Origin of the sequence: Novosphingobium piscinae, assembly GCF_014230355.1 — a bacterium.
Lineage (GTDB): Bacteria > Pseudomonadota > Alphaproteobacteria > Sphingomonadales > Sphingomonadaceae > Novosphingobium > Novosphingobium piscinae.
Genome location: NZ_JACLAX010000003.1, coordinates 222,350 through 246,979, shown reverse-complemented (window position 1 = coordinate 246,979; position 24,630 = coordinate 222,350). Strand labels below are relative to the sequence as shown.

The window sequence follows — 24,630 nt, the reverse complement described above, 5'->3', positions numbered from 1 at the left end:
GAATGTCCCATGCCCCTCAATCGCATCAGTTGGCTTGCCCAGAAAAAGTGGGTCACAGCGCTTGTCGCCATGGCGCTGTTTGGCGGAACCGCGCAGGCCACCGATCCGGCACCCGCCGATCTTCGCGTGATCGGCGTGGATCTGACCAAGGATGAGCAAGGGCTGCGCGTCTCCATCCCGCGCGAGCACTGGCAGGATCCTGCCAAGGACAAGCTTGCTGACCGAGACTTCATGGCCTGGCTGCCGGTCGATTTTCACGATGGCGTGATCGAGGCGGAAATGAAGGCCGATCTTGCCCCTGGCGCGCCAGATTTTGCACGCGGCTTTGTAGGGCTCGCCTTTCGCTATGATGGCGCACGGTTCGAGAGCATCTATCTGCGCCCAACCAATGGCGTGGCGCAGGATCAGGTACGCCGCAATCATGCGGTGCAATACGCTGCCTTCCCGGACTGGCGCTTTGATCGGCTACGCCGCGAAAGCCCCGAACGTTACGAGACTGCCGCTGATATTGCACCGGGCCGCTGGGTGCATGTTCGGATAGAGGTATCCGGCGTTCGAGCGGTGCTCTATCTAGACCATCGCACTTCGCCAGTGCTGATCGTCAATGACCTGAAGCTCGGTCCTGATCAGCGCGGCGGCGTGGGCCTATGGGTTGAGACGGCCACCATCGCTCATTTTCGAAACATTCGGATCACGCCGCGATGATCGAAAAGATGGGCTTTGGCGGAGCGCCGTTGGGCAATATGTTTGCTACCGTGGACGAGGCGACTGCCCACGCCGCCATGCTGGCGGCGTGGGAGAGCGGTGCGCGTCATTTCGACACCGCCCCCGTCTATGGCGGCACGCTGGGCGAGCATCGCTTTGGCCGCTTCCTGCGTCAGATGCCGCGCGATGCGTTCGTCCTACCCGACTAATCGGCACGGAGGAGATAACCTTGCAACCAATTACCCGGTGTTTGCCGCGTATCCTTGAGACGAACGCCAGTTGGGAGTGTAGTTGGACCGCCACGGCCATTCCGGCCGAGGAGTAAAAAAGTGATACACCCTAATCCAGCTGCCCAAAGTCGCTTTACCACAGCGGCGGCGCAGGGCCTCCGGGTCTTCCCAGTCCTCGCCCACGGCAAGAAGCCTGGAGTAACTTGGACACCTTACCGCGAGTCTGCACCAGAGGCTGCCCTGCTCGCAAGCTGGGATGCCAGCAACTTCAACGTCGGAGTCATCACCGGAGCAAGCGCAGACTTGCTGGAGATAGACGCTGACAGCAGGCGATCGCAATCATCCGCGAGATGGAGCCGCTGCGAAATGGACCCTATGTCTTTCCCGCGTTCCACAACCCTCGCAAGCCGATCTCGGAAAACACCGTTAACCAGGCGTTGAAGCGGCTCGGATACCAGGGTGTTATGACGGCCCATGGGTTCCGTGCCACGGCATCTTCGCTGCTGAACGAGAGCGGCAAGTGGAACCATGATGCTGTCGAACGGGCGATGTCCAGGCAGGTCGGCACGGCTGTGAGTTTGATCTACAACCGGTCCGAGTACTGGGCCGAACGGGTGGCCATGATGCAGTGGTGGAGCGATTTGCTGGACAGCCTACGGGGCCCCCAGGGGGCCCTCCAAAAGGCCCCCACTTCGCCATGGCTAGGGGCGGTTGAAGGCATGCATGGACAAGCGCCGGAAGACGTTAAGCCCATCGAACTGAGGGGTTTTCTACCGGGGGCGTCCGCCCCCGGAGGAAGAAATGGTGCCCAGAAGAGGAATAGCCCTTCCGTGGCCATTATTGGCGGATTTCTGAGGTTTCCGAGAAGCTCCGTGAGGGTGTTTTGTACCTTAGGTTTGTACCTCAAGGCAAGGGTTGAAGCGGAGTTGGGGCATTGTGATTCCGCTTTGAGGATCGACGGGGATGATTTTCTGGTCTTTCACGGGGGGGCAGTTAGGCTGTCGCCTTCCCAGGACCTGTGAATGATTGTGCTGTCTCCCTAGGCGCCGCTGCTTGGCCGCGCTACATTCGCATAGCGGCCAGCGAATAGAGGTCAGGTAGATGAGCGAAAGCGATGAGTACCCACGGGGCTACGGCCAGATTGTCGAGACCCATTTGTACTTTAGAAATGACTTCGGATATGCCCTTGTAGCGACTTTTGTTCCTGGTCATGCAAACTCGAACTTATTTGAGCAATTAGAATATTGGCAAGCTTCTGTTATCGAGAAGGCATCGAGTGGCTTAAGTTTGAAGCATGCAATTTCGTCGATAGTTCGTCATTCATCGATAGAGGGTGATGCTCCATTGTCGCCGCAGCAAGCCGGATTTATCGAGTGGGTGGAAGGCTGCGAATCCGATGAAGATATTTTAATAGATCCATCTATTGTTACACATAACTCTCCTGTTAAATTTTCAGACTTAGTAAAGGCAGTTAATCAAAGTCCGGCTTCTGCTTTGATTGCGATAAACATATTGTCGGGTGGATCGCAAATCGATACATTACAGTGGGTAATTTGTCTTGGAGCATCTCGCATTTTTCTACGTTTCGTTAGCGGTGTAGAAGGAATCATCACGCAGCATTTCGATGAGATTAGGAAGAGTACACTTCCTAACTATACGCCACGGCGGAGTGTTTCTCGATACGTCGAGTTGGTTGGCGTTGCATCGGTCACGACTAGTGCCACTGGCGCACTATCAGTGGCTGAGACCCCAGACGGAGCTTCGATCCAAAGTAGTGCTGAGAAGTCTTCATAGTTTTTGAGGCCTCACTCTGCCTTTGCCGGTTGGAACAACAACCAACAACGCGAGGCTTTAGCGGCTTTTTTGAAACGCCCTCGCAATCACTCGGGGTATCCTTACGCTCTCGCTAGATGGGACCCGCATGGGACCCGAAGGCCAAAACGGGACCCGCGCCACTCGGGGGCGTAGGTGTCTCGATGTCAGCGCCTCCGTAGCTAGCAACCACGGTTAAGCCTTTGCACATTTGGCGCCCTGCCTTCGGGAGGCAGGGGTTAGGCGTTTGGCATTGCGCCAGACATTGTCGGCCTCACCGGGCATGACTCAAAACTTGTAAGTTGTGAGGGGGGGTCTCCGGGATGCTCCAAGGTGTCTCAAAAGATATGTTGACAGGATTATGATGATGTCTCATATAGTCATTATATCTTTTGATCCATGTGAGGCAGATATGAGCCGGATTGCCTACTACCGTGTCAGCACTGGGGACCAGAGCGTAGAAGCGCAGCGTCTGGCGCTCGGGGGGAGTTTTGACCGGGAGTTTGAGGACGTAGGGGTTAGCGGGTCTACCAAGGCCGAGGATCGTCCCGGCTTCGCAAAGCTCCTGTCATACGTGCGCGAAGGGGATACTCTGTGTCTCTATGCACTGGATCGGCTGGGGCGCGATGCTCTAGACGTGCAAGCAATGGTGCGCCGGTTGCTGGACATGGGGGTAACTCTGGACGTTCGTGGGCTTGGTCCAATCGGGCGAGGAGCTGGGGAGATTGTCGTGGCTGTCCTCGCACAGATTGCAGACCTTGAGCGCCAGAGGATCAAGGAACGCTGTGACGCTGGTCGGGAGGCTGCGCGGGAGGCTCTCAAGGCGACAGGACGAACGCATAAGGGCAAGGAGAGCCTAGGTCGCCCGAAGGCTGCAAACGCTGCTGAGGTCGTCGCGTGGCGTAAGGATAACGGGGCTAGTATCCGAGAGACTTGCGAACAATTTGGCCTGTCTAAGGCTACTGTCACAAGGTACTGTGCGGCTGTAGCTTGACGGCTAGCTCTAGTCGTCGGCCCACCTTGGGGAGGCGACTATGGCGCTTCGTGCGGTATTGGCTGCTCTATCTGTTTCCGTTCTCTGCTCGCCCTTGTGTGCTGAGGGGAGGGAAATAGGGGGCGTTAGGTTAGGAATGCCGTTAGCGGAGGCCCGCGCGATCCTCTCCAGGACAGCGGACGTGCTTTCAGGCTCAGATAAGGACCTAACTACTCTAAGCAACGGCACGATAGAGGTTAGCGGCTGTGGGGGCGCCGTAGAGATGGTGTCGCGCCCGCTTGGGTTGGGATTCAGTAAATTCTCACGGGCCGCCACAGTGGCACAGAACTCCTACGGCAATCCAGGCGTGACCCGTGTGAACTATGCGGCTCCCGGCGCCTCGGGTGCGGTCGCATACTCGGGTATATCGTTACAGTGGATTGACGCCGATGGATCACGCTTCTTGGTCGCCTATAACCAAAATGGCGCCGATGATGGCGAAGGTTTGGCAACAGAAACTCTCATGAGCAAAAGAATTTTCTTGGTGCTCAATGAAAAGGTACGGAACATATGCGGATAGTCCGCAATTGTGGAACTAAAAGTGCTTTGTCTGTGTATAATTGTGTGTCAAATACCGCCTGTCGCCATTTGCTGTGGTGGCACGTAGATCAATCGGACGGGATACATCATGCGCGATCTTATCATCCGTACTGAGGGGCAAGAGGCTCTGAGCGTTCACGACATGGGCGAGGGAGCCTTGATCCTCTCTGGTCCAGCCGAGAGCGGCAAGCTGACAAACCTTGTGGTCGACTATGAGGCCCTCTGCGGCATCGTGGAGGCTCTGGCTCCCCGGTATGGTGCTAAGGCTCCTCACGGGGCAGTCGTGGACCTGTGAGGGAAATCATAATCGAGTGAAGCGATTACTTTTGTGTCATTGATTCAAAAAATAGATCGACGGTTTGCGCAGCCCAAGCTGTCTATGGGCGGCGCTGCGCTAGTCGCAACGCCCTCAATCGGCCGCTAAGGTTTAGACGGAGCTCTTCCCTGAATGAGCCATCTCAACTTTGTCCCGAGACTGCAAAAGTCGGGACGAAGCCGACGCCCTTCTACGTTGCGCCCAACGGCAGATTCCTCGCCGATACTCGACATTCAGCGTCCGCGCATGTGTCCGAACACCGCAGTCGTTGCCTGTGCAGTCTCAACAGCTTGCATCGATTACTGCCAAATTGCTTACCATCTGAGCAGACGCGGGCCGCAAATCGCACCGATCCCCGTCGCAAGCACGATCCCGATCAGATACCAAGTGGCGACGAACAACATTCCGGTTTCCGGGCAATGCAGCGCATAGAGCGTTGCCGAGATGCCGCCAGAAGCAAGTCCGATGACGCCGCCGGCGAGCCTGAGCCGCGTCGGCGCAGAGCGCTTGCCCGCAAGGATCAGGGCCATCGCCGGAACGGCAGCAAGAGCAGCGATCGAGAAGGGGCATACCAGCGCGGTCTTGCCCAGCCACAGCGCCCCCAGCTGCGTAACGGGAACGGTGGCGACTTCCCTGATGGCGGCGAATACGATGACGGCAACCGGGATGGCAGCGAGCCAGAGCCGGCGCGGCATGGGACGCTCCGGTCTGAACAGGGCCTCCAGCCCGGCCAGCCCGGCCACGGCAAAGCCTGCCCCGAACCCCAGCTTGATCCAGAAGCCCGAGGTCGCGCTGGCGGCAGCGAGATCCGGCCGCAGACCCCAGATGAACACCAGCGCAAGTGTGACCGCGCCGCCGAGCAGCGCCGCGTTCGCCACCCGGCTCGGCAGCCCGAGCGGTGGCGTGCGGCGATGCTGCGCGGCGAGCCGGTCAACGAGGTTGTCGAGGTCGGTCACTTGCGGAGAACTCGCTTGGCAAGCGCCTTCAGTCCGCGATGGACCGAAATCTTGATGTCGGACGGGGACAGCCCGTCGCGTGCGGCGGTTTCTGCTACGCTGAGCTGCTCGATCCGGATCGCACGCACCGCTGCTGCCTGCTTCTCCGGAATTCTGGCCAGATGTGCATCGACATCCAGTCTGGCGGTCAGGGCCTCACTGAAATCACGCTCCTCGGCGAGCTCGCCAATGTCATCAAGCCCGATGTGGTTTCGCCTGCGGCGGAACTGATCGATCATCTTGTAGCGCGCAATCGCATAGACCCAGGGCGCAAACGGCTTTCCCGGATCATAGGTATCGCCGCGTTCGTGCACCGCAATCAGCGTCATCTGCACCAGATCGTCAATGTCGGCATCGTTCACGCCTTTCCTTGCAAAGTAGCGCCGCAGCACCGGGATCAACGCGCCGAGCAGGGCACGATGCGCCCGCGAATCGCCCGCCATGCTCGCCTGCATCAGCGATTGCAGCGCTGCTTCGTCCGATGCCACGCGAAGTGCCCTTCGTGTCAGGTCGCACTCCGGTTACGCCTGCAAGGTGTAACCGCGCGCGATGCCTCTGCGAAGCACTAGGCAGATCAACGCCTTTTGAACAGATCGGAGCGCGCGAGAGATGATCCCGTCGGTCAGAACGACCTTCTGCTTCGGCAAAACGGACCGGGCAGCGCGCGTAGGGCCGATCGAGGTCCGGCTTGGCGACCGTTCGGCAGAGGCGCTCGCAACCTTGGTGCCGCTGCTCGGCTGCGGCGAGGAGGCGGCGGCGATCGCCTTCGATGGCCTGGCGGCAAGGGACAGCGATCTGGCGGCCGCGCGAGCGCTCAGGGAAATCGCCGCCGAGGAGCGCGTTCACGACCGCTTGCTCTATGGCCTTGCCGAAAGCCTGCCGCCCGTCGAAGTGGCGGCCTTGCGCCGGGCGGCGCGGCGCTTTCATATCGATCTTGGGCGCGGTTCGACATGCGCGCACCTCGCGCGGATCGCCGCCATAGACGCCGGAGTCTGCCTGATCCTCAGCCGGTTGCTGCGGCCTGGTTCGCCTGTTGCCGAAGATCGGAGCGTGGCGGACAGGCTCGCGCGCATCCGGCTGGACGAGACGCGGCATGTCCGGCTCAGCCGGTCGCTCGTCCTGGCGCGCGCCAATGGCAAGACGTTCGAGGACGTTGCCCATGCAGCGCGCGTGGCGTTGGCCGATGTCATCATGCTCGCGGCCGATGCCTTCGAGGATCTGGCGGTCGATCCGGCGCGGCTGCAGGCAGACCTTGCGGCGCTTTCGCCAGGGTTGCTCCGCCCGTGAACGGCGCACCCTGGCTTTCACGCGGCCGGATCGCCGTGCTCGGCAGCGGCCAAGCGCTGCCGGGAAACGCAATCGCGACCACTGATCTGATTGCGATGATCCACCAGCGCTTCGGCTTTGCCCGGACGCGCGAGGCGGCGGCCATCGCGCAGCGGCTCGGGATCGAAGGCCGCCATCTGTGCCGTGATTTCGCCGCGCCCGACGAAACACCGCGTCCCGGCGATTCCAACGCGGCGCTCGCAGCAAAGGCGGTGCGCGCGGCGCTTTCGGACGCGGGACTTAAGCCCCATGATCTTGCCTACCTGATCGGCCACACCACGACACCCGATCAGCCCCTGCCCGCCAATGTCGCCGTGGTTGCGGACCAACTCGGGTATCAGGGGCCGCATGTCGAATTGCGACAGGCCTGCACCGGCTTTGCCAATGCGCTGATGATCGCGTTTGGGCTGATCGCCACGGGCTCGGGGCCGATTGCAATCGTGGGTTCGGAGACAGGATCGCTGTTCTTCGACCCGGCCTCGCTTGATGCCGAGGCGGACCAAATCGTCAACATGGTGCAGATGGGCGACGGGGCCGGCGCGGTGATCGTCGGCGCCTTCGAAGCGGGCCACTCGTCGATTGAAGCGGCATGGTTCGGCGCGCTGGGCAGCGGGCGCGCACCCGGGATTTCTCGCCAGCATCGCCAGCACCGCTTCGATCATGATTTTGCGGCGATCCGCGCAGAAGGCCACCGGCTGTTCGATGCCGGGCGCGATGCCGCAGCCGCGCAGGGTTTCGGGATCGAGGCTGCGTGCCATGTCGTCCCGCATCAGGTCAGCGGGCGGATCGGCATGCTCGCCGCGGCGCATTTCGCGCTCCCGCCAGAGCAGGTTTTCGTGCAGGCGGACAGGATCGGCAACACCGGATCGGCGGCGATCTGGATAGCGCTTGATACGCTCAGGGCCAGCGCCGCGCCGGGGGAGGACATCGTCGTGCTCGGCGCGGAAGCCAGCAAGCACATGTATGGCGGTTTCGCCTATCGCCAAAACCATGGCTGAGCCGCTAGTCGAGGTCCGCGGTCTGGCGAAGGCCTTCGGCGGCCGCGAAGTCGTGTGCGACGTGACGATCCGCCTCGTTGCCGGCGATCTGCTCGGCCTTGTTGGCGCTAATGGCGGCGGCAAGACGACCACGCTGCGGATGCTCGCCGGGCTGGTCACGCCTGACACCGGTTCCGGCACCGTGCTGGGCGCCGCGATCCGGGCGGGCCGCATCGATCGGCGGCGGATCGGTTACATGAGCCAGCGACTGGCGCTCTATCCCGAGCTCACCGTCATCGAAAACCTGCACTTCCATGGGCAGGTGCATGGTCTGCCCCGCACAGCAGCGGGTGATGCCCTGACGCGCTTTGGGCTAGAAGCGGTGACGGCGCAGCGCTTCGGCACCCTTTCGGGCGGCTGGGCGCGGCGGGTGCAGTTTGCCGCCAGTGTCCTGCACGCGCCGCCGCTACTGCTGCTCGACGAACCAACTGCAGGGCTCGACGCCGTGACGCGCGCGGCGCTCTGGGGCTGGATCATGCAGTTTGCAGGCACAGGAAGCGCCGTCGTGGTCAGCACGCACGACCTTGCCGAAGCCGAGCGACTGCCGCAGATCATGCTCTACCACGATGGGCGGGCAAGTGCCCGGACGACGCCTGCCGCCATGATCGGGGCAGCTGGCGCAACCTCGCTCGAAGCCGCCGTGCTAGCGCGGGCACAAGCGTGAGCAGGCTCCGCCGCATCGCCGCTGTGGCAGCGGTGGAATGGGCACGGTTGCTCCGCACGCGGATCGCGCTGACGCTGCTGCTGATCGTGCCGCTGCTCCAGATTGTGCTGTTCGGCACTGCGATCCGGCCCAATGCCGCCGTAGCCCTGGCCATTGCCGCGTCGACCGCCAGCGATACGGCAGCAGTTGCGCAGAAACTGCGCGGGCAGCCGGGCATAGCGATTGTCGCCACCGGCGAACCCGGATCGGCCGAGGCACTGGTCAGGCGCGGCGGTGCCGTGATCGGCGTCGAGCTGCCTGAGGTCCGGTCCTTCGCCAATCCGCTTGCCGAGGGCGGTCCGCTTCGCATCGTCGTCGATGAAAGCAACGTGGCGCTCGCTTCGGCGGCAACCGCGCGGATCGAGGCGGCGTACTGGCGCACCCTTGCGACGCGCGGCGAGGTTTCCAGTCCCGGGCTGAGGATCGAGCGGCTCTATAATCCCGCAGCGCGTGCCGACTGGAGCTTCCTGCCGGGCCTGATCGGCGTAACGGTGATGATCGCAATGATCATGCTCGGCGCGCTGAGCCTTGCGCGCGAACGTGAAGGCGGCACCTGGGAAGCCTTGCTGATCCTGCCGGTTGCGCGCGGCGAAGTGCTGCTTGGCAAGCTGCTGCCCTATGTCGCGATCGGCAGCGTACAGGGCCTTGCGGTGATGGCGGTGGGGGCCTGGCTCTTCGATCTGCCGGTGCGCGGCGACGCCTTGGCGCTCGCCGCGATCCTGCCGCTGTTTGCCACGGCGCACCTCGTGCTGGGTTATGCCATCGCGGCGCGCGCAAGCACGCAGTTGGCTGCGCTGCAGGGCGCCGTGGCGTTCTACCTGCCCGCGATGCTGCTTTCGGGGTTTCTCTACCCCTTCGCCACGCTGCCGGGCTGGGCGCAGGCTATCGGCAATCTCTTTCCGCTCACGCATTTCATCCGGGCTGCAACCGGGGTGATGCTACGCGGCGAAGGCGGGACGGATGTACTTGCGCAGGCGCTGCCAATGGCTGCCTTCACCGTGATCGCGGCCGCGATCGCCATCCTGTCTCAGGCCCGGTCGCTTGATTGATGTAACCGGCACCGGACCTGTTGCGAACCGGAATCAGCAACCCAGGAGGCCCTATCCCATGTTCCGTTCCTTCACCGCCCTTGCTCTGTCGGCCAGCGCGACCTTCGTATTCGTGGCGCCCGCCACCGCTGCCGAGCGGCAGCCCTTCACCCCAGCTGCCTTTGCAGCTGCGCAGGCCAAGGGGCGACCGATCCTGGTCGAGGTCAAGGCGTGGTGGTGCCCCGTCTGTGCCTCGCAAGGCCGGACGATCAAGGCGGCAACAGCCGCGCCGCAGTACAACAATCTGCTGATCCTCTCGATCAACTACGACAAGCAGAAGGCCGAGTGGAAGGCGCTCGGTGCACAGAAGCAATCGACCCTGATCGGCTACAGCGGCACGCGCGAAGTAGGCCGCGTGGTCTACACAACCGACAAGGCGGCGATCAACGGCCTGCTGGCCAAGACGATCGGCTGAGCCATGGCGGACGTGCTGAGCCCGGTGCTTGCCTATGCGGCGGGTGCGCTGACGATCCTCTCGCCCTGCATCCTGCCGCTCGTGCCCATCGTGCTCGGCAGCGCCGCACAGGCGCACCCGCGCGGCCCCCTCGCACTGGCCGGCGGGCTGGTTGGCTCTTTCACGCTGACCGGGCTTCTGCTTGCCACACTGGGCACGGCCTCTGGCTTCGAAGGTGACTGGGTCCGCCTCGCAGGCGCCGCCTTGCTCATCGCAGCCGGCCTCGCGCTAGTGGTGCCCGCCGCCCAGGGCTTGCTGACCCGCGCGGCCGCACCGCTCGCCGTTTGGGCGAATGCGCGCCAAGCCGGCATGGAGCGCTACGGCCTTGCCGGGCAGGCCGCGATCGGCGTCCTGCTCGGCCTTGTCTGGAGCCCCTGCGTCGGCCCGACGCTTGGTGCTGCCACGGTGCTTGCCGCCCAGGGCGAGAACCTTTCGATGGTGGGGCTGACAATGGCGGCCTTCGGCTGCGGCATTGCCAGCGTCCTCCTGGCTCTGGCCTTCGCCACCCGCTCGTTGCTCGCCCAGTGGCGTGGTCGCCTGATGCGCGCGGGCGGCACGGGCAAGCGCGTGCTGGGCGGATTGCTGATGGTGGTCGGCATGCTGATCATCACCGGCGGCGACAAGCTGATCGAAGGTGTGCTCGTCTCGGCCTCGCCTGACTGGCTGGTGGATCTGACAACGTCGATCTGATGAATGACGGGGGAGACCGTGCTGCTCGCAGCTCGCGATGGTCAGCTGGCCGTACTGGCGGCAGTCCCGCCGCGCAGTAAGCTCGATCTGCTCGACATGTTGCGGATCGAGCGCAGGGCCCTGCACGAGATGCTAGAACCGGTCGATCTGGTCGAGGCGGCGGCCGCGGCGGCCCACGATATGCGCCGCGTCTTGGCTGACCTGCCGGAGAGCCTGGCGATTCCGCCCGACCTGCCGCTGGTTCGCGTCGATGCCCGCCTGCTGCACCATTGCCTGATCAACTTGCTGGACAACGCCGCCAAGTACGGCCCGCCCCGCCAGCCGATCGAGCTCACCGCCCGGATCCGCGCCGCGCTGCGCCATTGATCTTGCAGGGACGAGGCGGAGCCAGTGGTCCGCTGTGGAGCGGTCACGATTGACCTGGGCCATCGGCGGATTTTCGGGGCTGATGGCGAAGTGCATCTCGCTCCGAAGGAGTATGTCCCGGCATATCGCCCGTCAGGCCGAGAGTCGATTCACATGCGTCAAGGGGATAAACGGGCTTTTGAGTCCGTTGCAAATAGTTAATTCTATGTTAATGATGATCGTCTTCCTGAATTCGGCCACTGATTAATCTGCGCCGCGGCGCTTAAGCCTATAAAAACAGAGGAATGTTGATCATGGGTAAGATAAAGTTGGCATTAATTGGTTTGGTCGGGAGCTTTGCCTTTGCGGCTCCGACCCTTGCTGCTGAACTTGTCGGCCAAAATGTGACGTACTGCACGAACTCTGTCTATTTTGGAGCAGTTTCTCTCGACCCATCTCAATGCAATAACGTGAATGTATCAACCTTCGGAACTAAAACCATTTCTACTTCAGAAGTCGAAATAATATTGGGCTCAAATCGCTTTGTTGACTTGACGAATGGTCTTATTACAATCACCTATAATTCTACTGGTAGCGCAAGCCCTGATCTGTTTGTTCTTACTGGCTTGTCAGGAATTGGTGGTTTAAGTCTTATTAGTGACAACCTCGGACTTGAAACTACTTTTTCTAGCACCGCAATTGGACTTTTGGTTTCTGGCAACCCTGGGGGCCCTGGCGTCGCGCGATTTGCGGTTGCTAGCGCTGATGCCGTTCCGGAACCCACCACTTGGCTGATGATGCTCTTAGGCTTTGGACTCATCGGGGGCGCAATGCGCGTAGCGAAGCGCAGCCAAAAAAATGTCCGCCTCGCTTAGTTGAGGGTGAACTAATCTGGAAGGCAGCAGCGCCGCCAGATTGAATTCTGGCGGTGCCTTGCTTTTGAGAAAAGCCAGCTGGTCACCTCGAAGAACCCGGAAACTTTGGGTTGATCGCGTGTGGACGGGTAGCCTCGGGCCCCGAACCCGGGCCGAGCGGCACGGCGCCATTCGTTAGGCTCGATGCCTGAACGACTGGGGGTCAGACATCTTCTGGAACTCGATGAGGTACTCCGGGCGATTTGCGCCGATCCACGCATGGACCTGCGGATTGGCGAGCAGCCTCGAGACGTAACCACTGGCGATCGTCAGCTCGAGGGTATTGCTCCCATAACTGTCTTCCACTGACTTCACTTGCGTTTGCAGCCCGGCCAGTTCCCTTTCCATTTGCGCAAGCTGTTGGGAAACATCATTCTTGCTGGCGCGCGCCAATCGTCTGGTATTTGCGAGCTGAGCCGGAGGCGTGGCTGCCAACAGCGCCTTGGCAAACATCATGGTGAAATTGTTCTGGCCTATCATGAGTTCTGCGGCTTCGATTTGCCGGGCCGGGAGCATGAGTCTCAGGATCTCGAATACCCTCATCGAACAAGGGGCGCTTCTGAGGATTTCAGCAGCCTCGACACAGACACCATCCAGCAGCTTGAGGCGCTTGCGCACCGATTGAACTTCAAGCCCGAGGGCTTCGGCAATCGCGCTTGCGGCCACGCCGCGCTCGACAGCCCGGACAATCATTCGGTGCTCTTGCACCGGCGGCAGCCGTGTGACCCGCTTGTTGTAAGTGTAGGTGTCATCGTGATGGGCAACCAGGCATTCTACATTGCCAATGCTCAGGTCCTTCAGGGCTTCAATCCGCAGATGCCCATCAAGCAACAGGAATTGACCGGGGTGTCCCGCGTCACGCACAACCACGGGGGGCTCGACCAGGCCCACACACTTGATAGAACTCAGGATCTGGCCGTACTTGGCACTGAGTTTAGCGTCGCGTCGAAGCCGTTTGAGCGGAACGATCCTATCCAGCGAAACCTCGATCATCTCGCGCTGAAAGCCTGACGAGACCGCGAGCGCGGTCAGATCTGAACCAGGCATCTGTGCAGCCATCTGCTCAAGCATGTTCAAGGTCTCCTGAGATCCGCTGCGCGAGAGCGCGGGGCATGAGATCCAGTCCTTCTCGCGCCAGGAGGTCCCGAAATGCCTCGTCTGCCAAGAGATCCTTGAGTGCCTGAACGGTGAAGATCAGCTGGGTTTCGGTCCGCTGTGACTTTTTGACCAGCAAGCGCTGCTGCTCGGCCTGCTTCTGATAAACGGTCATCAGTTCTTTGACCGAGATTGGTCGCCGATTGCTGCTCCGGCCATGCTTGGAAGCCGCCAATGTCTGGATTTTGGCAGACTGCCGCGCCTCCAGCATCTTCCTGGCGGCAGCCAGCTTTTTCCCCCTGAGGTCTCCTGAGTTATAGGCATCGAGGAGGAGGTTCTGGGCCTGCGAATTGTCGGCAAGGGCGATCTCGGCAGCAAGACTGATGGGGATCACGCCCGTCTCAACAGCGGACAGCAGGCGTTCTTCGCCGCGCTCGAGCAATCCGACGACAGAGTTGACCCAGGTCCGGGCCGCCCCGATAATCCTTGCGACGCCATCGACGCTGTGCCCGCGGGAACGCAACTCACCAATCTCGCGCATCAGATCGATCGGCCGGTGCTGGCGCCTCGCAATGTTCTCCACGAGGCTCATGACCAGGCACTCGGCCTCGCTGGCATCGATCACCCGGGCCGGGATCTCCGACTGGCCGAGCGCCCGAAAGGCTTCGAGCCGGCCCTGGCCGCATACGAGATCATAGGTCAGCCCATCTGCGCCCCGTTTGCGCGCGACCGTGATTGGTCGCTTGAGGCCGACGTCCCTGATGTTTCGAATGAAATCTTCTTGTCCGCGTTTGCTGCGGGTCCTGGGGTTGAGCACATGGATCCTGTCCAACGCGACCATCTCGACACATTCGGCGACTTTATCGGCCATCACACGACCTCCGAGATATGGGTTGGCTGAAGCATCTGCGGGAGACAGGTCAGATCCGAGTAACGGTAGCCCGAGAAATCCGGGGCGTTGGTGCCGTCGATGTTGAGGGTCCCGTAGGTCACCTCGGCTCTCGGGATGATGTAGTATTCAGAAATCGCCGAGTTGCTCGGGTCCATTCGCGCGATGACGTTGATGTCAGTCGCCTTGCTCCGGAACCCGCGGGTCTGCCACCTCATGTTGCCAGAGTTGAGGGCGTGACATCTGGCAACGTGCACCGACAGGGAGATCTCATGATTGACGATCAACTGATCCGCGTGAGTGGCACGGGTGACCAGTATGCCTGCCCGATCTAGGCTCACGGCGATGAGGCTGATGAGCCCGGCTCTGACCTGCTTGAACGACTGGTTCAATTCAACGTAATCCAAGCAGATGCGGGGACTATGGCCGAGCAGCTGGTAGATCTTCATCAGCCCGCCAAACCGGTAAGCGCAAACATTGGCGTCAGGCAGTTCGGGATCGTCATTGATTAGCCGGGCAGATAGCGTCCCGTGCCTATCAAGAAGGGATGCGAGGCGCGTCAGGAGTTCGGCATTGGTCAGTTTGCAGACCTTGGCCTGAATGATCGACCGAGCCTCATTGAACAGGCCGCGCTCTACAACCGGTTCGAAAACATCCGATGCATAGACCCAGAGCTCTGGCCGGGTTGTGACCCGCTTGCGACACAGCCTGCCGGACGTCCGACCCCAGACATTGTCCCCGACATAGGCGAAATTGCTCAGCACCCTGCTGACGCGAGCACGGGTCCACAGACTCACACATCGCCGGCCGACTGCAGATTGGCGCCGCCCCAGGTTACTACAGCTTGACCGTGAGCGCGGGCCGGATCCAATGCAGGACACCAGCTCGGGTCACGCTCAGGGCTTTTTCGATAGCCAAGCTTGTTCAGCAGCATGGCTTAATGATCGGCTACGCGCAAGGGCGGGCGGATGTAATCGCCAATACACCAGGTAATGTCGACAATAGTACTTGTCTCTGAGTCTGCCGAGTCTTAGCTGACATGCGAGCCGAGACGAGGCTGCAACCTCGTCCCGGCTCTGACCAACGACCGTCGATAGGAGACGAATCATGGCTAAGTCACTCAATACCAAGACTGCCGCTGCGTGGTACGCCGCCCGAGAAGAGTATCAACAACTTCGCCTGGAAGTCGAAACGAACGCCCGGCAGCGCCAAGATGACGAGCTCGAGAAGCTCGAGATTGCGCTCGAGCAGGCAAGGGGTCGGTACTTCGATTTGCATGCGCCCACGCTCTCAGGCCTGTGTGAGCGCATCGAATTGTACTGGGGCGAGAAGCTGTTTGATTCCGACGATCCGGACATGGACGCCTTGCGGATGATCGTTGGAAACATCCGCCAGCTTGAGCGCCGTTTGAGCTGACCGTTCGCGGTTGTCGACTACACGGCTATCCTTCCACGGTCGCAGCGCTGCGTCTCACTCCGCACCTGTTCCAGCGGCCGGGCGAGATCCGGCAGATGAAGTGGGCCGACGTGGACCTGGCGGCGGGGCGCTGGGCAATACCGGCAGAGATGATGAAGAAGCGTCGGCCACACGATGTGCCGCTGTCACGCCAGGCGATCGCTATCATCCGCGAGATGGAGCAGCTGCGAAATGGACCCTATGTCTTTCCCGCGTTCCACAACCCTCGCAAGCCGATCTCGGAAAACACCGTTAACCAGGCGCTGAAGCGGCTCGGATACCAGGGTGTTATGACGGCCCATGGGTTCCGTGCCACGGCATCTTCGCTGCTGAACGAGAGCGGCAAGTGGAACCATGATGCTGTCGAACGGGCGATGTCCAGGCAGGTCGGCACGGCTGTGAGTTCGATCTACAACCGGTCCGAGTACTGGGCCGAACGGGTGGCCATGATGCAGTGGTGGAGCGATTTGCTGGACAGCCTACGGGGCCCCCAGGAGGCCCTCCAAAAGGCCCCCACTTCGCCATGGCTAGGGGCGGTTGAAGGCATGCACGGACAAGCGCCGGGAGACGTTAAGCCCATCAAACTGAGGGATTTTCTACCGGGGGCGTCCGCCCCCGGAGGAAGAAATGGTGCCCAGAAGAGGACTCGAACCTCCACGCCCTTGCGAGCGCCAGCACCTGAAGCTGGTGCGTCTACCAATTCCGCCATCTGGGCACGGGCAGCTGGCTGAAGCGCTAGCTGCGAGGTAGGAGCGCGCCTCTAGGCGAGGGCGCCGGGGGTGTCAACACGGCTTGGGCAGGATTTTATCCGGCCTCGGCCAGCAGGCGCTTGGTTTCCGCGCTCGACCAATCGTTCTCGCCCGTAAATCGCCAGACTTCCTGGCCCGCACTGTCGTACAGCACGCTCATCGGCAGGGTGCCGCCGTTGTAGTGGAAGGCCAGATTGTTCTCGGGGTCGAGCCATGGCTCGAGCCGGGTCAGCCCCTTGCCCTTGAGGAAGGCGGCGACCTTGGCCGGATCGCCCGAATCTTGCGAGACCGTGACGACCCGCACCGTCCCGCTGGCGGCCAGTGCCTCGAGTGTGGGCAGCTCCTTGACGCAGGGCGCGCACCAAGTGGCCCAGAGGTTGATCAGCACCGGCTTGCCCGCCAGGCTCGCCAGCGCCAGCTTGCGGCCGGCGGGATCCGACAGGGTCTGGTCGGGCAGGGGGGTGCCCGCATTCAGTCGATCGGGGCCCTTGGCTGGCGCGGCTGGGGCGACCGCAGCGGAGGTGGCGGCCGACGTCGCGCCTTGCGCGGGCTGGCCGCCTTGCCTATCGCACCCGGCCAGCGCCAGAAGGCCAAGGGACAGGCCGCAGCCAAGGATCAGGGATGTGAGCGAGCGGGACATCAGCAAAGCGGGCTCCAACGCGATGTGGGGGGGGCGTTTCGCCGAAGGACCCTCGGCCATCATGCGCGAGATAAATGCCTCGATCCCGTTCGACAAGGCGCTGTGGCGGCAGGACATCGCGGCGTCAAAGGCCCATGTGGGCATGCTCGGCGCCCAGGGCATCGTCGCCCCCGAGGATGCGGCGACGATCGCCGCCGGGCTTGACCAGGTTGCGGCCGAGTACGAGGCCAACGGCGTACCCGAGGACTGGGACCTCGAGGACATCCACATGACCACAGAGAGCCGGCTCGCCGCGTTGATCGGCCCGGTGGCGGGGCGGCTGCACACCGCGCGCAGCCGCAACGACCAGGTGGCGACCGACTTCCGCCTGTGGGTACGCGATGCGATCGACCAGGCCGACGCGGGCCTGGCCGCGCTGCAGCGCGCGCTGGTGGACCGCGCGGGCGAGCATGCCGCCAGCATCATGCCTGGCTTCACCCACCTGCAGACCGCCCAGCCGGTCACCCTGGGCCACCACCTCATGGCCTACTACGAGATGGCGGCGCGCGACCGTTCGCGCTTTGCCGATGCGCGGGCGCGGATGAACCGCTGCCCGCTGGGTGCGGCGGCGCTGGCCGGGACCGGCTTTCCGATCGACCGCCAGGCCACAGCCGTCGCGCTGGGCTTCGACGGGCCGACCGACAACAGCCTCGATTCGGTGTCTGACCGCGACTTCGCCCTGGACTACCTGATGGCCGCCAGCCAGTGCGCGCTGCACCTCTCGCGGCTGGCCGAGGAGTTCATCATCTGGGCGAGCCAGCCCTTCGGCTTCGTGCGCCTGCCCGATTCGCTGTCCACCGGCAGCTCGATCATGCCGCAGAAGAAAAACCCCGACGCCGCCGAGCTGGTGCGCGGCCATGCCGGGCGGATCGTCGGGTGCCTGACCGCGCTGATGATCACGATGAAGGGCCTGCCGCTGGCCTATTCGAAGGACATGCAGGACGACAAGCCGCCGGTGTTCGAGGCTGCCGGGTTGCTCACCCTCTGCCTGGCCGCGATGACCGGCATGGTCGCGGCGACCCAGTTCCGCACCGACCGCATGCGTGCGGCCGCCGAGCTGGGCTATGCCACCGCGACCGATCTGGCCGACTGGCTGGTGCGGCAGGCGAACATCCCGTTCCGCGAGGCGCATCACATTACCGGCGCAGCGGTGAAGCTGGCCGAAAGCAAGGGCGTGGCGCTTGATCAGCTTCCGCTCGAAGAACTCCAGGCGATCGATGCGCGGATCGATCAGCGGGTCTTTGCTGCGCTGTCGGTCGAGGCCTCGGTCGCGGCACGCGCCAGCCATGGCGGAACCGCTCCGGCCGAGGTAGAGAAGCGGGTGGCCGCGGCGCGCACCGCGCTCGGCCTCGGCTAAGGAGCTGGGACAATGCGCGGAACGATCGCGATGCTGACGGTCCTGGCCGCGCTGCTGGCCGGCTGCGGGCAGACCGCCGAACTCAAGCCGCAGGCTGGGCGCAGCCTGCCGGTCGCGCCCTATGGCCGGGGCGATCAGCCCTCGGCCAATACCCTGCTCACCCTCCCGCCCCAGGCCGCGCCCGAGCGCAGCGTCGAGCTGCGCAGCCGCTCGGAACAGCGTCGCGACGATCCGTTCGACCTGCCGCCGCAGGGCTGAGGAGCGTCCGGACTGGCGCCAGACGCCGACGGGCCGGGTCCTGTCATCCCGGGCCTCGCCACGGACATCGACGTGCTTCGCGATTGCGGCCATCATGGGGCGGCTCTCCCACCAAGTGACGGGCTGGCATTTCGCGCCGAGCGCATTAGAGCAGCCGCCATGGATCATTTCACTTACAGGGACGGCGTGCTTCACGCCGAGGATGTGCCCCTGCCCCAGATCGTCGCCGCGGTGGGCAGCCCGGTCTACGTCTATTCGCGCGCGACGCTGACGCGGCACGCCCGGGTCTTCCTCGAGGGACTGGGCGGGGTGCCGCAGAAGCATGTCGCCTTCGCGGTGAAATCGAATCCCAACCTGGCTGTTCTGCGCCTGCTGGCGCGCGAGGGCTTCGGCGCCGACTGCGTTTCGGGCGGAGAAGTCGCGCGCGCGCTGGCCGCGGGGATGGCGCCGGAGGGCATCGTGTTCTCCGGGGTGGGCAAGACCGCAGCCGAGCTGCGGCAGGGGATCGCGGCCGGGATCGGCCAGTTCAACCTCGAAAGCGAGGAGGAGGGGGTCGAGCTCGCGCAGATCGCCGCCGCCATGGGCACCACGGCGCGCGCGGCGCTGCGCGTGAACCCCGATGTCGATGCCGGGACCCACGGCAAGATCTCCACCGGCAAGGCCGAGAACAAGTTTGGCGTGCCCTATGACCGGGCGGCCGGGATCTATGGCCGCCTGGCCGCCCTGCCCGGGCTGGAGCTGCGCGGACTGGCCGTGCACATCGGCAGCCAACTTGCCAGCCTCGATCCGCTCGAGGCCGCTTTCACCAAGATGGGCGTCCTGATGCAGGACATCCGTGCCCAGGGCGACAGCGTATCGCACATGGATCTCGGCGGCGGGATCGGCGTGCCCTATCGCGCCGGCGAGGAGTTTCCCAGTCCGGCTGCCTATGGCGCGATGGTGGCGCGGGTCACCGGCAACTGGGGCGCCACGCTGATGTTCGAGCCGGGCCGGGTGATCACCGGCAACTCGGGCGTGCTGGTCACCCGGGTGATCCGGGTCAAGCCCGGGGTGGTCGCCCCCTTCGTGGTGGTCGATGCGGCGATGAACGATCTCGCCCGCCCGGCGCTCTACGATGCCTGGCACGATTTCGTCGCGGTCGAGCCCAGCGGCGCGCAGATGGTGGCCAACATCGTCGGACCGATCTGCGAGAGCTCCGACACCTTCGCGATGGGCCGCACGATCGATGCGGTCGGGCCAGGCGACCTGGCCGTGTTCCGCACCGCCGGGGCTTACGGCGCAACGATGGCCAACACCTACAACTCGCGCGCGCTGGTGCCCGAGGTGATGGTCGATGGCGATCGCTGGGCCGTGGTGGCCGAACGGATCGAACCGGCGGCGATCCTGGCGGCCGAGCGCGTGCCGGAGTGGCTCGACTAGGCTGGCGCACGGCGCGCGGGGCAACCCGGCAGACGGGACGGAACCGATGGACTCATTGCCGCTCTATCACCGCATCTCGGGCCAGCCGGTGATCGTCCTGGGCCACGGCGAAGCAGCCGAGGCCAAGGCGCGGCTGGTGCGCCGGGCAGGGGGCGAGGTGATCGACGATCTGCAGGACGGGATCGACCGCGGCGCGCGGCTGGCCTTCATCGCGCACGATGATGCCCGGGCGGCTGAGGGCGACGCGCTCCGCGCGCGCTGCGCCGGCCTGCTGGTCAACGTGGTCGATCGCCCGGCGCTGTGCGACTTTACCACCCCCAGCTTGCTTGAACGCGGGCCGGTGCTGGTGGCGGTGGCGACGGGCGGCGTCTCGGCCGGGTTGGCCAAGGCGCTGCGGCTGCGGCTGGAAGGCCTGCTCCCGTCGTCGCTGGCCGACCTCGCCCGCGGGCTGGGTGATCTGCGCGATCGGCTCAAGGCGCGCTTCCCCGGGCCGGGTGACCGCCGCCGCGCGCTGGATGCCGCGCTTGCCGCGGGCGGTCCGCTTGACCCGCTCGACCCGGCCAGCGCCGCGCGGCTGGTGGACTGGGCCGAGGGGGCAGAGCCGATGGCCACGGCTGCTGCCGAGATCCGTCTGCGCTCCGCCGATCCCGATGACCTGACCCTGCGCGACGCCCGCCTGCTCGGTGCGGCGGACTGCGTCGCGCATGAACCGGACGTAGCCGAAGCGGTGCTGCTGCGCGCCCGGGCCGATGCCGTGCGCTGGCCGCTCGCGCCGGGCGAACCCGCACCGGTGCGCGATGGGCTGGTGGTGACGGTGCGGGCGGGGCGTTAAGCGCCAGACGGCAGGTGCCCGGCGGCTTTGTCAGGGCCTGTTTGCCGCGATCCTACAGGATTCCGCCCGCCAGCCGGTCGATCGCCGCCTGGAGGATTACCGCCGCCGCCGCAGAATCGATCCGTTCGGCGCGCTTGGCCCGGCTCATGTCCTGGTCGAGCAGCCCGCGCTCGGCCCCGATGGTCGACCAGCGCTCGTCCCACAGCAGGACCGGTAGCCCAAGCACGGCGAGGTTGCGGGCATAGGCCCGGCTCGACTGGCTGCGGGGTCCTTCGCTGCCATCCATGTTGAGTGGCAGCCCGATCACGATTCCACGCAGCCCGCGTTCGGCGATCAACGCGCCGATCAGCGCCCGATCAGCGCCGAACTTGCCGCGCTTCAGCGTCTTGCCGGGTGAGGCGAAGCGCCAGCCCGCATCGCAGAAGGCGGTGCCGATGGTCTGGGTGCCAAGGTCGAGCCCGAGCAGCCCGCCGCCGCCGGGCAGGGCGGCGCGGAACGCCTCCGGGGCCGTGGTGACCAGCGCGGCGCCGTCGCTCACCGGGCCTCCTGCGCCTGCCACGCCTGCACCCGCATCGCCACGTTCGCGCGCACGTTCGCCCAGAACAGGGGGATGTCGTAGACGTGATAGTTGTTTCCGGGGAGGACATAGTCGCCCATCTCCGGTGGCGGGCCGATCAGCAGGAACTGCTCCGGGCCGCAGCGGGCCGGGACCATGCCGGGGCGCAGCTCGCCCTGACCCTCGACCTTGGTTGGGACCAGCGTGCCGCGGTTGGCGCTGGCCGGGGCCGCGGTGCCCAGGGTCCAGGTCAGCGGGTTCGTGCAGAGCATCGGGCTCTTGCCAGGCAGCCGCCCGTCGACCGCGGGATTGCCCGCATAGGCCCGGCGCGTTTCGGCGGTGTCGGCCGGTTCGGCATAGGACATCCAGCTCAGCACGCAGCCGGTCTGGGCGGCGCTTGCGCAGGCCGGCAGCCCCATCGGTCCCAGATCGTGCGCCAGCGAGACCGGCCAGCCGATCACGTAGGCCGCCACGATCCGCCGGGCGAGCGGTTTGCCCGCCACCTCGTCGCGCAGCAGCCGCTTGAGGTGCAGCGCTCCCTGGCTGTGACCGACCAGCACGATCGGCTGGTCTTCCGGCACTGCTGCAAGGAAGGCGGCAAAGGCCTGGCGCAAGTCGCCATAGGCCAGCTCGAGCGCTGCGGTGCGGTCGGGGCGGTCGGTGAGGAAGGCGCCGAAGGTCGCCTGACGATAGCGCGGTGCCCACAGCTGGGGGCTCGCGTTGAAGGCGCTGGCCAGCGCCTGAACCAGCCGCCGCGCCGTCTGGTTGGCGGCGACATCGTCCAGCGGGGCGTTCCAGTGGGCGCGGTCGATGTAGCTGGTCGGGTGGATGAAGAACACGGCCGCATCCAGCGGCGCCGGATCGGCGGGCAGCCCGGCGGGACGGAACCGCGCCGGATCGTCCTTGAGCCCGGGGCGCGACAGCCACATCGCCTGATCGGCATAGGCGCCGGCGGGCAGGGCGCCGGCCCGCTCGTAGGCTCCGCCCGGAACCAGTGCCAGCCGGGCCAGGTCATTGCCCCAAAACGACAGCGCGACCCGGCCGAGGAAGACCAGCGCGATCAGCACCGCGACGATGTAGAGGAACTTGCGGGCCATCGCGGCGGGGTCAGGCGGGCGGAACGGCGAGAGGCTCGCCCGCCGCGGCCTCGGCGAGGCTGGCATTGCGCGCTGAATGCCGTTCAAGCCAGACCTTGATCATCGCCACGAGCGGATCGGCCAGGGCCAGCCCGAGGATGCCGAACAGGGCACCCATCACCAGCTGCGCGCCCAGCACCAGCGCCGGGGCGAGGTCGACGGTCTTCTTCGCCACCATCGGCACGATGATGTTGCCGTCAACCGTCTGCACGATGACATAGACCGCGATGCAGTAGAGGCCCATCGTGGTTCCGCCGGAAAAGCCCACCAGCACCATGATCAGCCCCGACAGCGGCGCGCCGATGTTGGGCAGGAAGGCGAGCAGCCCGGTCAGCAGGCCCAGCAGGCCCGACATCGGCACCCCATAGAGCACCAGCGCCACCCAGGTACCGACGCCTTCGACAGCCATGCCCAGCAACCGGCCGAACATCAGCATGCGCAGGCTCTTGCCCATCAGCGCGGCGGTGCCGTGGAAGTGCGCGCGGCTCTCCATCGGCAGCATCCAGGCGATCCCGCGCTGGTAGAGCCGCGGCTCGACCGCGATGTAGATCCCCAGCACCAGCACCAGGAACAGGGTGGTCGCCCCCCCGAGCAGCCCGCCGACCGCGCGGGTCAGCTGGCCCACGCCGCCCAGCGCCTGCTGGACCACGCCGCGCACGTCCTCGGCGCGCACCCCCATGTTGTGGGCCTCGAGCCAGCCGAGCGCGCGCATCGCCTGGGTTTCGACCGTGGCCGGCAGCTGGGCTGCCTGATCGGCCAGGGTCGTGCCGGCGAACCATGCGGTCCACACCAGGAAGGCCAGCGTTCCGAGCAGCACCAGTGCGACCCGCCAGCCGCGGCCGATCGGCAGGATCCGGCCAAGCAGCCGGGCGCCGCCATCGATCATCGCGGCGAAGACCAGCCCGGCGAAGATCACCAGCAGCGGCTGGGCCATGAACACCACCGCGACGACGAGGGCGGCCATGCCGATCCACACCGCGGCCTTCTTGGCTTCGCGCCGCACGTCGGCATCGGCATAGTCGGTGGGCCCGGCGCGATGGGCGTGGTGGCCCGCCGGGGTATGCCGGGGGGGCACGGCCTGCGGGTCGATCTCTCCACTCATCGCACGGTCCTTATCGTCGGGTCATGATCGGCGGACGCAGACTGCTCCAGGCTCGCTTGGTGCGCAAGGCACCCCACCAGGTCAGCGGATTGAGCGTCTCGGTGCCGTTCAACGAGAAGGTGATGAACTCGGCGCGCCCGCCCACGTCGGACAGCGGCACCGGCCCGCCCAGCCCGTTCTCCCACAGCGGAGCTCGGCTATCGGCGGAATGGTCGCGGTTGTCGCCCATGACGAAGACATGGTCGGCCGGCACCGTGATTTCGGGCATGTGGTCGAGCGTCTGATCGAGATGGTCGATGATCTGGTAGGTTGCGCCGTTGGGCAGGGTCTCGCGGTAGGCGGGCAACTCGTAGACCTCTTCGCCGCTCGGCAACCGGGTCCGGTAGGAGGCGAACTCGTCATAGCACGATGATGGCCCGGCAGCGCCCTCGCAGCGCAACTGGTCGTCTGCCGGAATCCGCGCCGGGGCCTCTGCGGTCTGCGGCACGGGCTTGCCGTTGAGTACGATCTGGCCGTTGACGACCGCGATCCGGTCACCCGGCAGGGCGACCACGCGCTTGATCAGGTCGTCGGTGCGGTTGGGCGGGACGACGATCACGATGTCGCCATAGGCCGGGGTGCGGCCCAGAATCCGTGTGGTCGAGCGCGGCAGGACGTGGAACGAGGCTGAGGACCAGTTCCAGCCATAGGGCCACTTCGAGACGATCAGTCGGTCCCCCACCAGCAGGTTGGGCATCATTGAGATCGACGGAATGTAGAACGGCTTGGCCAGGAAGCTGTGGAAGGCCAGCACGGCCAGCAGCATGACCGCCAGCCCGCGGATCTCGGCGATCCAGTCGATCGCGCGCGGCGGGGCGGGTTCGGTAACGGGGGGCGCGGCGGGCGGGGTGTCGGTCACGATGATCCTTGGGGATG

28 protein-coding genes, 1 tRNA gene and 1 pseudogene are annotated in these 24,630 nt (G+C 64.5%); 19 read left to right on the top strand and 11 right to left on the bottom strand.

The genetic code is table 11. The features are described from left to right. Positions 1–9: 9 nt before the first annotated feature. The 5 genes from H7F53_RS04945 (at position 10) to H7F53_RS04925 (ending at position 3,741) form a co-directional block, all read left to right on the top strand. On the top strand, positions 10–705 hold the full coding sequence (locus H7F53_RS04945) for a DUF1080 domain-containing protein (protein WP_221773574.1): 696 nt from the start codon (positions 10–12) through the stop codon (positions 703–705). Next, on the top strand, positions 702–914 hold the full coding sequence (locus H7F53_RS04940; protein ID WP_185678354.1) for an aldo/keto reductase: 213 nt from the start codon (positions 702–704) through the stop codon (positions 912–914). The genes H7F53_RS04945 and H7F53_RS04940 overlap by 4 nt, the downstream gene beginning before the upstream one ends. Before the next feature lie 120 nt (positions 915–1,034). Then, positions 1,035–1,376 carry a bifunctional DNA primase/polymerase gene (locus H7F53_RS17980; RefSeq protein WP_185678353.1) on the top strand — a complete coding sequence of 114 codons (342 nt, stop codon included), beginning with the start codon at positions 1,035–1,037 and terminating at the stop codon, positions 1,374–1,376. Positions 1,377–2,036: 660 nt separating this feature from the next. Then, the gene (locus H7F53_RS04930; protein WP_185678352.1) at positions 2,037–2,729 is read left to right on the top strand and encodes a hypothetical protein; all 693 of its coding nucleotides are present in this window, start codon (positions 2,037–2,039) and stop codon (positions 2,727–2,729) included. Positions 2,730–3,114: 385 nt separating this feature from the next. Beyond that, positions 3,115–3,741, top strand: coding sequence for a recombinase family protein (locus H7F53_RS04925; protein WP_246438511.1), 627 nt, complete (start codon positions 3,115–3,117; stop codon positions 3,739–3,741). A 1,209-nt stretch (positions 3,742–4,950) separates the two neighbouring features. On the opposite strand, the gene H7F53_RS04920 is transcribed toward H7F53_RS04925, so the two are convergent. Together H7F53_RS04920 and H7F53_RS04915 are read right to left on the bottom strand one after the other, a co-directional pair. Then, positions 4,951–5,592 carry an NrsF family protein gene (locus H7F53_RS04920; protein WP_185678351.1) on the bottom strand — a complete coding sequence of 214 codons (642 nt, stop codon included), beginning with the start codon at positions 5,590–5,592 and terminating at the stop codon, positions 4,951–4,953. Then, on the bottom strand, positions 5,589–6,119 hold the full coding sequence (locus H7F53_RS04915; protein ID WP_343061919.1) for a sigma-70 family RNA polymerase sigma factor: 531 nt from the start codon (positions 6,117–6,119) through the stop codon (positions 5,589–5,591). The genes H7F53_RS04920 and H7F53_RS04915 overlap by 4 nt, the downstream gene beginning before the upstream one ends. Positions 6,120–6,240: 121 nt before the next feature. Here H7F53_RS04915 and H7F53_RS04910 point away from each other — a divergent pair, with 121 nt between their 5' ends. The 8 genes from H7F53_RS04910 to H7F53_RS04875 all read left to right on the top strand — a co-directional run bounded on the left by H7F53_RS04910 (position 6,241) and on the right by H7F53_RS04875 (position 12,149). Further along, a complete protein-coding gene (locus H7F53_RS04910; protein WP_185678350.1) occupies positions 6,241–6,918 on the top strand; it encodes a 3-oxoacyl-ACP synthase in 678 nt (225 codons plus the stop codon). Next, positions 6,915–7,955: a 3-oxoacyl-ACP synthase III family protein gene (locus H7F53_RS04905; protein ID WP_343061918.1), complete on the top strand. Its 1,041-nt coding sequence runs from the start codon at positions 6,915–6,917 to the stop codon at positions 7,953–7,955. The genes H7F53_RS04910 and H7F53_RS04905 overlap by 4 nt, the downstream gene beginning before the upstream one ends. Next, entirely contained in the window at positions 7,921–8,658 is a 738-nt protein-coding gene (locus tag H7F53_RS04900; RefSeq protein ID WP_246438510.1) for an ABC transporter ATP-binding protein, read from the top strand. The genes H7F53_RS04905 and H7F53_RS04900 overlap by 35 nt, the downstream gene beginning before the upstream one ends. Further along, complete coding sequence (locus H7F53_RS04895; protein WP_185678349.1) at positions 8,655–9,746, top strand: ABC transporter permease; 1,092 nt, start codon at positions 8,655–8,657, stop codon at positions 9,744–9,746. The genes H7F53_RS04900 and H7F53_RS04895 overlap by 4 nt, the downstream gene beginning before the upstream one ends. A gap of 58 nt (positions 9,747–9,804) precedes the next feature. Then, the gene (locus H7F53_RS04890; protein WP_185678348.1) at positions 9,805–10,200 is read left to right on the top strand and encodes a TlpA family protein disulfide reductase; all 396 of its coding nucleotides are present in this window, start codon (positions 9,805–9,807) and stop codon (positions 10,198–10,200) included. Positions 10,201–10,203: 3 nt separating this feature from the next. Beyond that, positions 10,204–10,929: a cytochrome c biogenesis CcdA family protein gene (locus H7F53_RS04885; protein ID WP_185678347.1), complete on the top strand. Its 726-nt coding sequence runs from the start codon at positions 10,204–10,206 to the stop codon at positions 10,927–10,929. Positions 10,930–10,932: 3 nt separating this feature from the next. Then, the gene (locus H7F53_RS04880; RefSeq protein WP_185678346.1) at positions 10,933–11,295 is read left to right on the top strand and encodes a sensor histidine kinase; all 363 of its coding nucleotides are present in this window, start codon (positions 10,933–10,935) and stop codon (positions 11,293–11,295) included. A gap of 293 nt (positions 11,296–11,588) precedes the next feature. After that, positions 11,589–12,149: a PEPxxWA-CTERM sorting domain-containing protein gene (locus tag H7F53_RS04875; protein WP_246438508.1), complete on the top strand. Its 561-nt coding sequence runs from the start codon at positions 11,589–11,591 to the stop codon at positions 12,147–12,149. 174 nt (positions 12,150–12,323) lie between these two features. Here H7F53_RS04875 and H7F53_RS04870 read toward each other — a convergent pair whose 3' ends face one another. From H7F53_RS04870 to H7F53_RS04860, 3 genes are read right to left on the bottom strand one after another with little or no spacing between them, the layout of a single operon-like run. Further along, on the bottom strand, positions 12,324–13,259 hold the full coding sequence (locus tag H7F53_RS04870; RefSeq protein ID WP_221773573.1) for a plasmid partitioning protein RepB C-terminal domain-containing protein: 936 nt from the start codon (positions 13,257–13,259) through the stop codon (positions 12,324–12,326). Further along, on the bottom strand, positions 13,252–14,154 hold the full coding sequence (locus H7F53_RS04865) for a plasmid partitioning protein RepB C-terminal domain-containing protein (protein WP_221773572.1): 903 nt from the start codon (positions 14,152–14,154) through the stop codon (positions 13,252–13,254). The genes H7F53_RS04870 and H7F53_RS04865 overlap by 8 nt, the downstream gene beginning before the upstream one ends. After that, on the bottom strand, positions 14,154–15,053 hold the full coding sequence (locus H7F53_RS04860; protein ID WP_343061917.1) for a recombinase family protein: 900 nt from the start codon (positions 15,051–15,053) through the stop codon (positions 14,154–14,156). The genes H7F53_RS04865 and H7F53_RS04860 overlap by 1 nt, the downstream gene beginning before the upstream one ends. Before the next feature lie 226 nt (positions 15,054–15,279). Between H7F53_RS04860 and H7F53_RS04855 the strand changes: the two genes are divergently transcribed. Together H7F53_RS04855 and H7F53_RS17975 are read left to right on the top strand one after the other, a co-directional pair. Next, a complete protein-coding gene (locus H7F53_RS04855) occupies positions 15,280–15,588 on the top strand; it encodes a hypothetical protein (RefSeq protein WP_185678343.1) in 309 nt (102 codons plus the stop codon). After that, a pseudogene (locus H7F53_RS17975) lies at positions 15,585–16,040 on the top strand (tyrosine-type recombinase/integrase); the annotation flags it as partial. The gene H7F53_RS04855 and the pseudogene H7F53_RS17975, both read left to right, overlap by 4 nt. A gap of 215 nt (positions 16,041–16,255) precedes the next feature. Here the strand turns inward: H7F53_RS17975 and H7F53_RS04845 are convergent. Together H7F53_RS04845 and H7F53_RS04840 are read right to left on the bottom strand one after the other, a co-directional pair. After that, positions 16,256–16,342: transfer RNA gene (locus tag H7F53_RS04845), tRNA-Leu, on the bottom strand. Between the two features lie 89 nt (positions 16,343–16,431). After that, complete coding sequence (locus tag H7F53_RS04840) at positions 16,432–17,016, bottom strand: TlpA family protein disulfide reductase (RefSeq protein WP_246438505.1); 585 nt, start codon at positions 17,014–17,016, stop codon at positions 16,432–16,434. A 22-nt stretch (positions 17,017–17,038) separates the two neighbouring features. Here H7F53_RS04840 and argH point away from each other — a divergent pair, with 22 nt between their 5' ends. The 4 genes from argH to H7F53_RS04820 all read left to right on the top strand — a co-directional run bounded on the left by argH (position 17,039) and on the right by H7F53_RS04820 (position 20,921). Continuing rightward, on the top strand, positions 17,039–18,412 hold the full coding sequence (gene argH / locus H7F53_RS04835) for an argininosuccinate lyase (RefSeq protein ID WP_185678341.1): 1,374 nt from the start codon (positions 17,039–17,041) through the stop codon (positions 18,410–18,412). 12 nt (positions 18,413–18,424) lie between these two features. Next, positions 18,425–18,670 (top strand): hypothetical protein, encoded by a 246-nt coding sequence (locus tag H7F53_RS04830; RefSeq protein ID WP_185678340.1) that lies wholly within the window; start codon positions 18,425–18,427, stop codon positions 18,668–18,670. A 159-nt stretch (positions 18,671–18,829) separates the two neighbouring features. Beyond that, positions 18,830–20,089, top strand: coding sequence for a diaminopimelate decarboxylase (gene lysA, locus H7F53_RS04825; protein WP_185678339.1), 1,260 nt, complete (start codon positions 18,830–18,832; stop codon positions 20,087–20,089). A 46-nt stretch (positions 20,090–20,135) separates the two neighbouring features. Continuing rightward, complete coding sequence (locus tag H7F53_RS04820; RefSeq protein WP_185678338.1) at positions 20,136–20,921, top strand: precorrin-2 dehydrogenase/sirohydrochlorin ferrochelatase family protein; 786 nt, start codon at positions 20,136–20,138, stop codon at positions 20,919–20,921. A 52-nt stretch (positions 20,922–20,973) separates the two neighbouring features. Here the strand turns inward: H7F53_RS04820 and ruvX are convergent, their stop codons facing one another. Genes ruvX through lepB form a run of 4 tightly spaced genes read right to left on the bottom strand, consistent with a single transcriptional unit; the run spans position 20,974 to position 24,613 of the window. Beyond that, positions 20,974–21,459, bottom strand: a complete 486-nt coding sequence (ruvX, locus tag H7F53_RS04815) for a Holliday junction resolvase RuvX (protein ID WP_343061915.1) — start codon at positions 21,457–21,459, stop codon at positions 20,974–20,976. Further along, positions 21,456–22,574 (bottom strand): DUF3089 domain-containing protein, encoded by a 1,119-nt coding sequence (locus tag H7F53_RS04810; protein ID WP_185678337.1) that lies wholly within the window; start codon positions 22,572–22,574, stop codon positions 21,456–21,458. Before H7F53_RS04810 ends, ruvX begins: the two co-directional genes overlap by 4 nt. Before the next feature lie 10 nt (positions 22,575–22,584). Then, entirely contained in the window at positions 22,585–23,715 is a 1,131-nt protein-coding gene (locus H7F53_RS04805) for an AI-2E family transporter (protein WP_185678336.1), read from the bottom strand. 10 nt (positions 23,716–23,725) lie between these two features. Continuing rightward, positions 23,726–24,613, bottom strand: a complete 888-nt coding sequence (gene lepB, locus H7F53_RS04800; protein ID WP_343061914.1) for a signal peptidase I — start codon at positions 24,611–24,613, stop codon at positions 23,726–23,728. Positions 24,614–24,630: the final 17 nt, after the last annotated feature.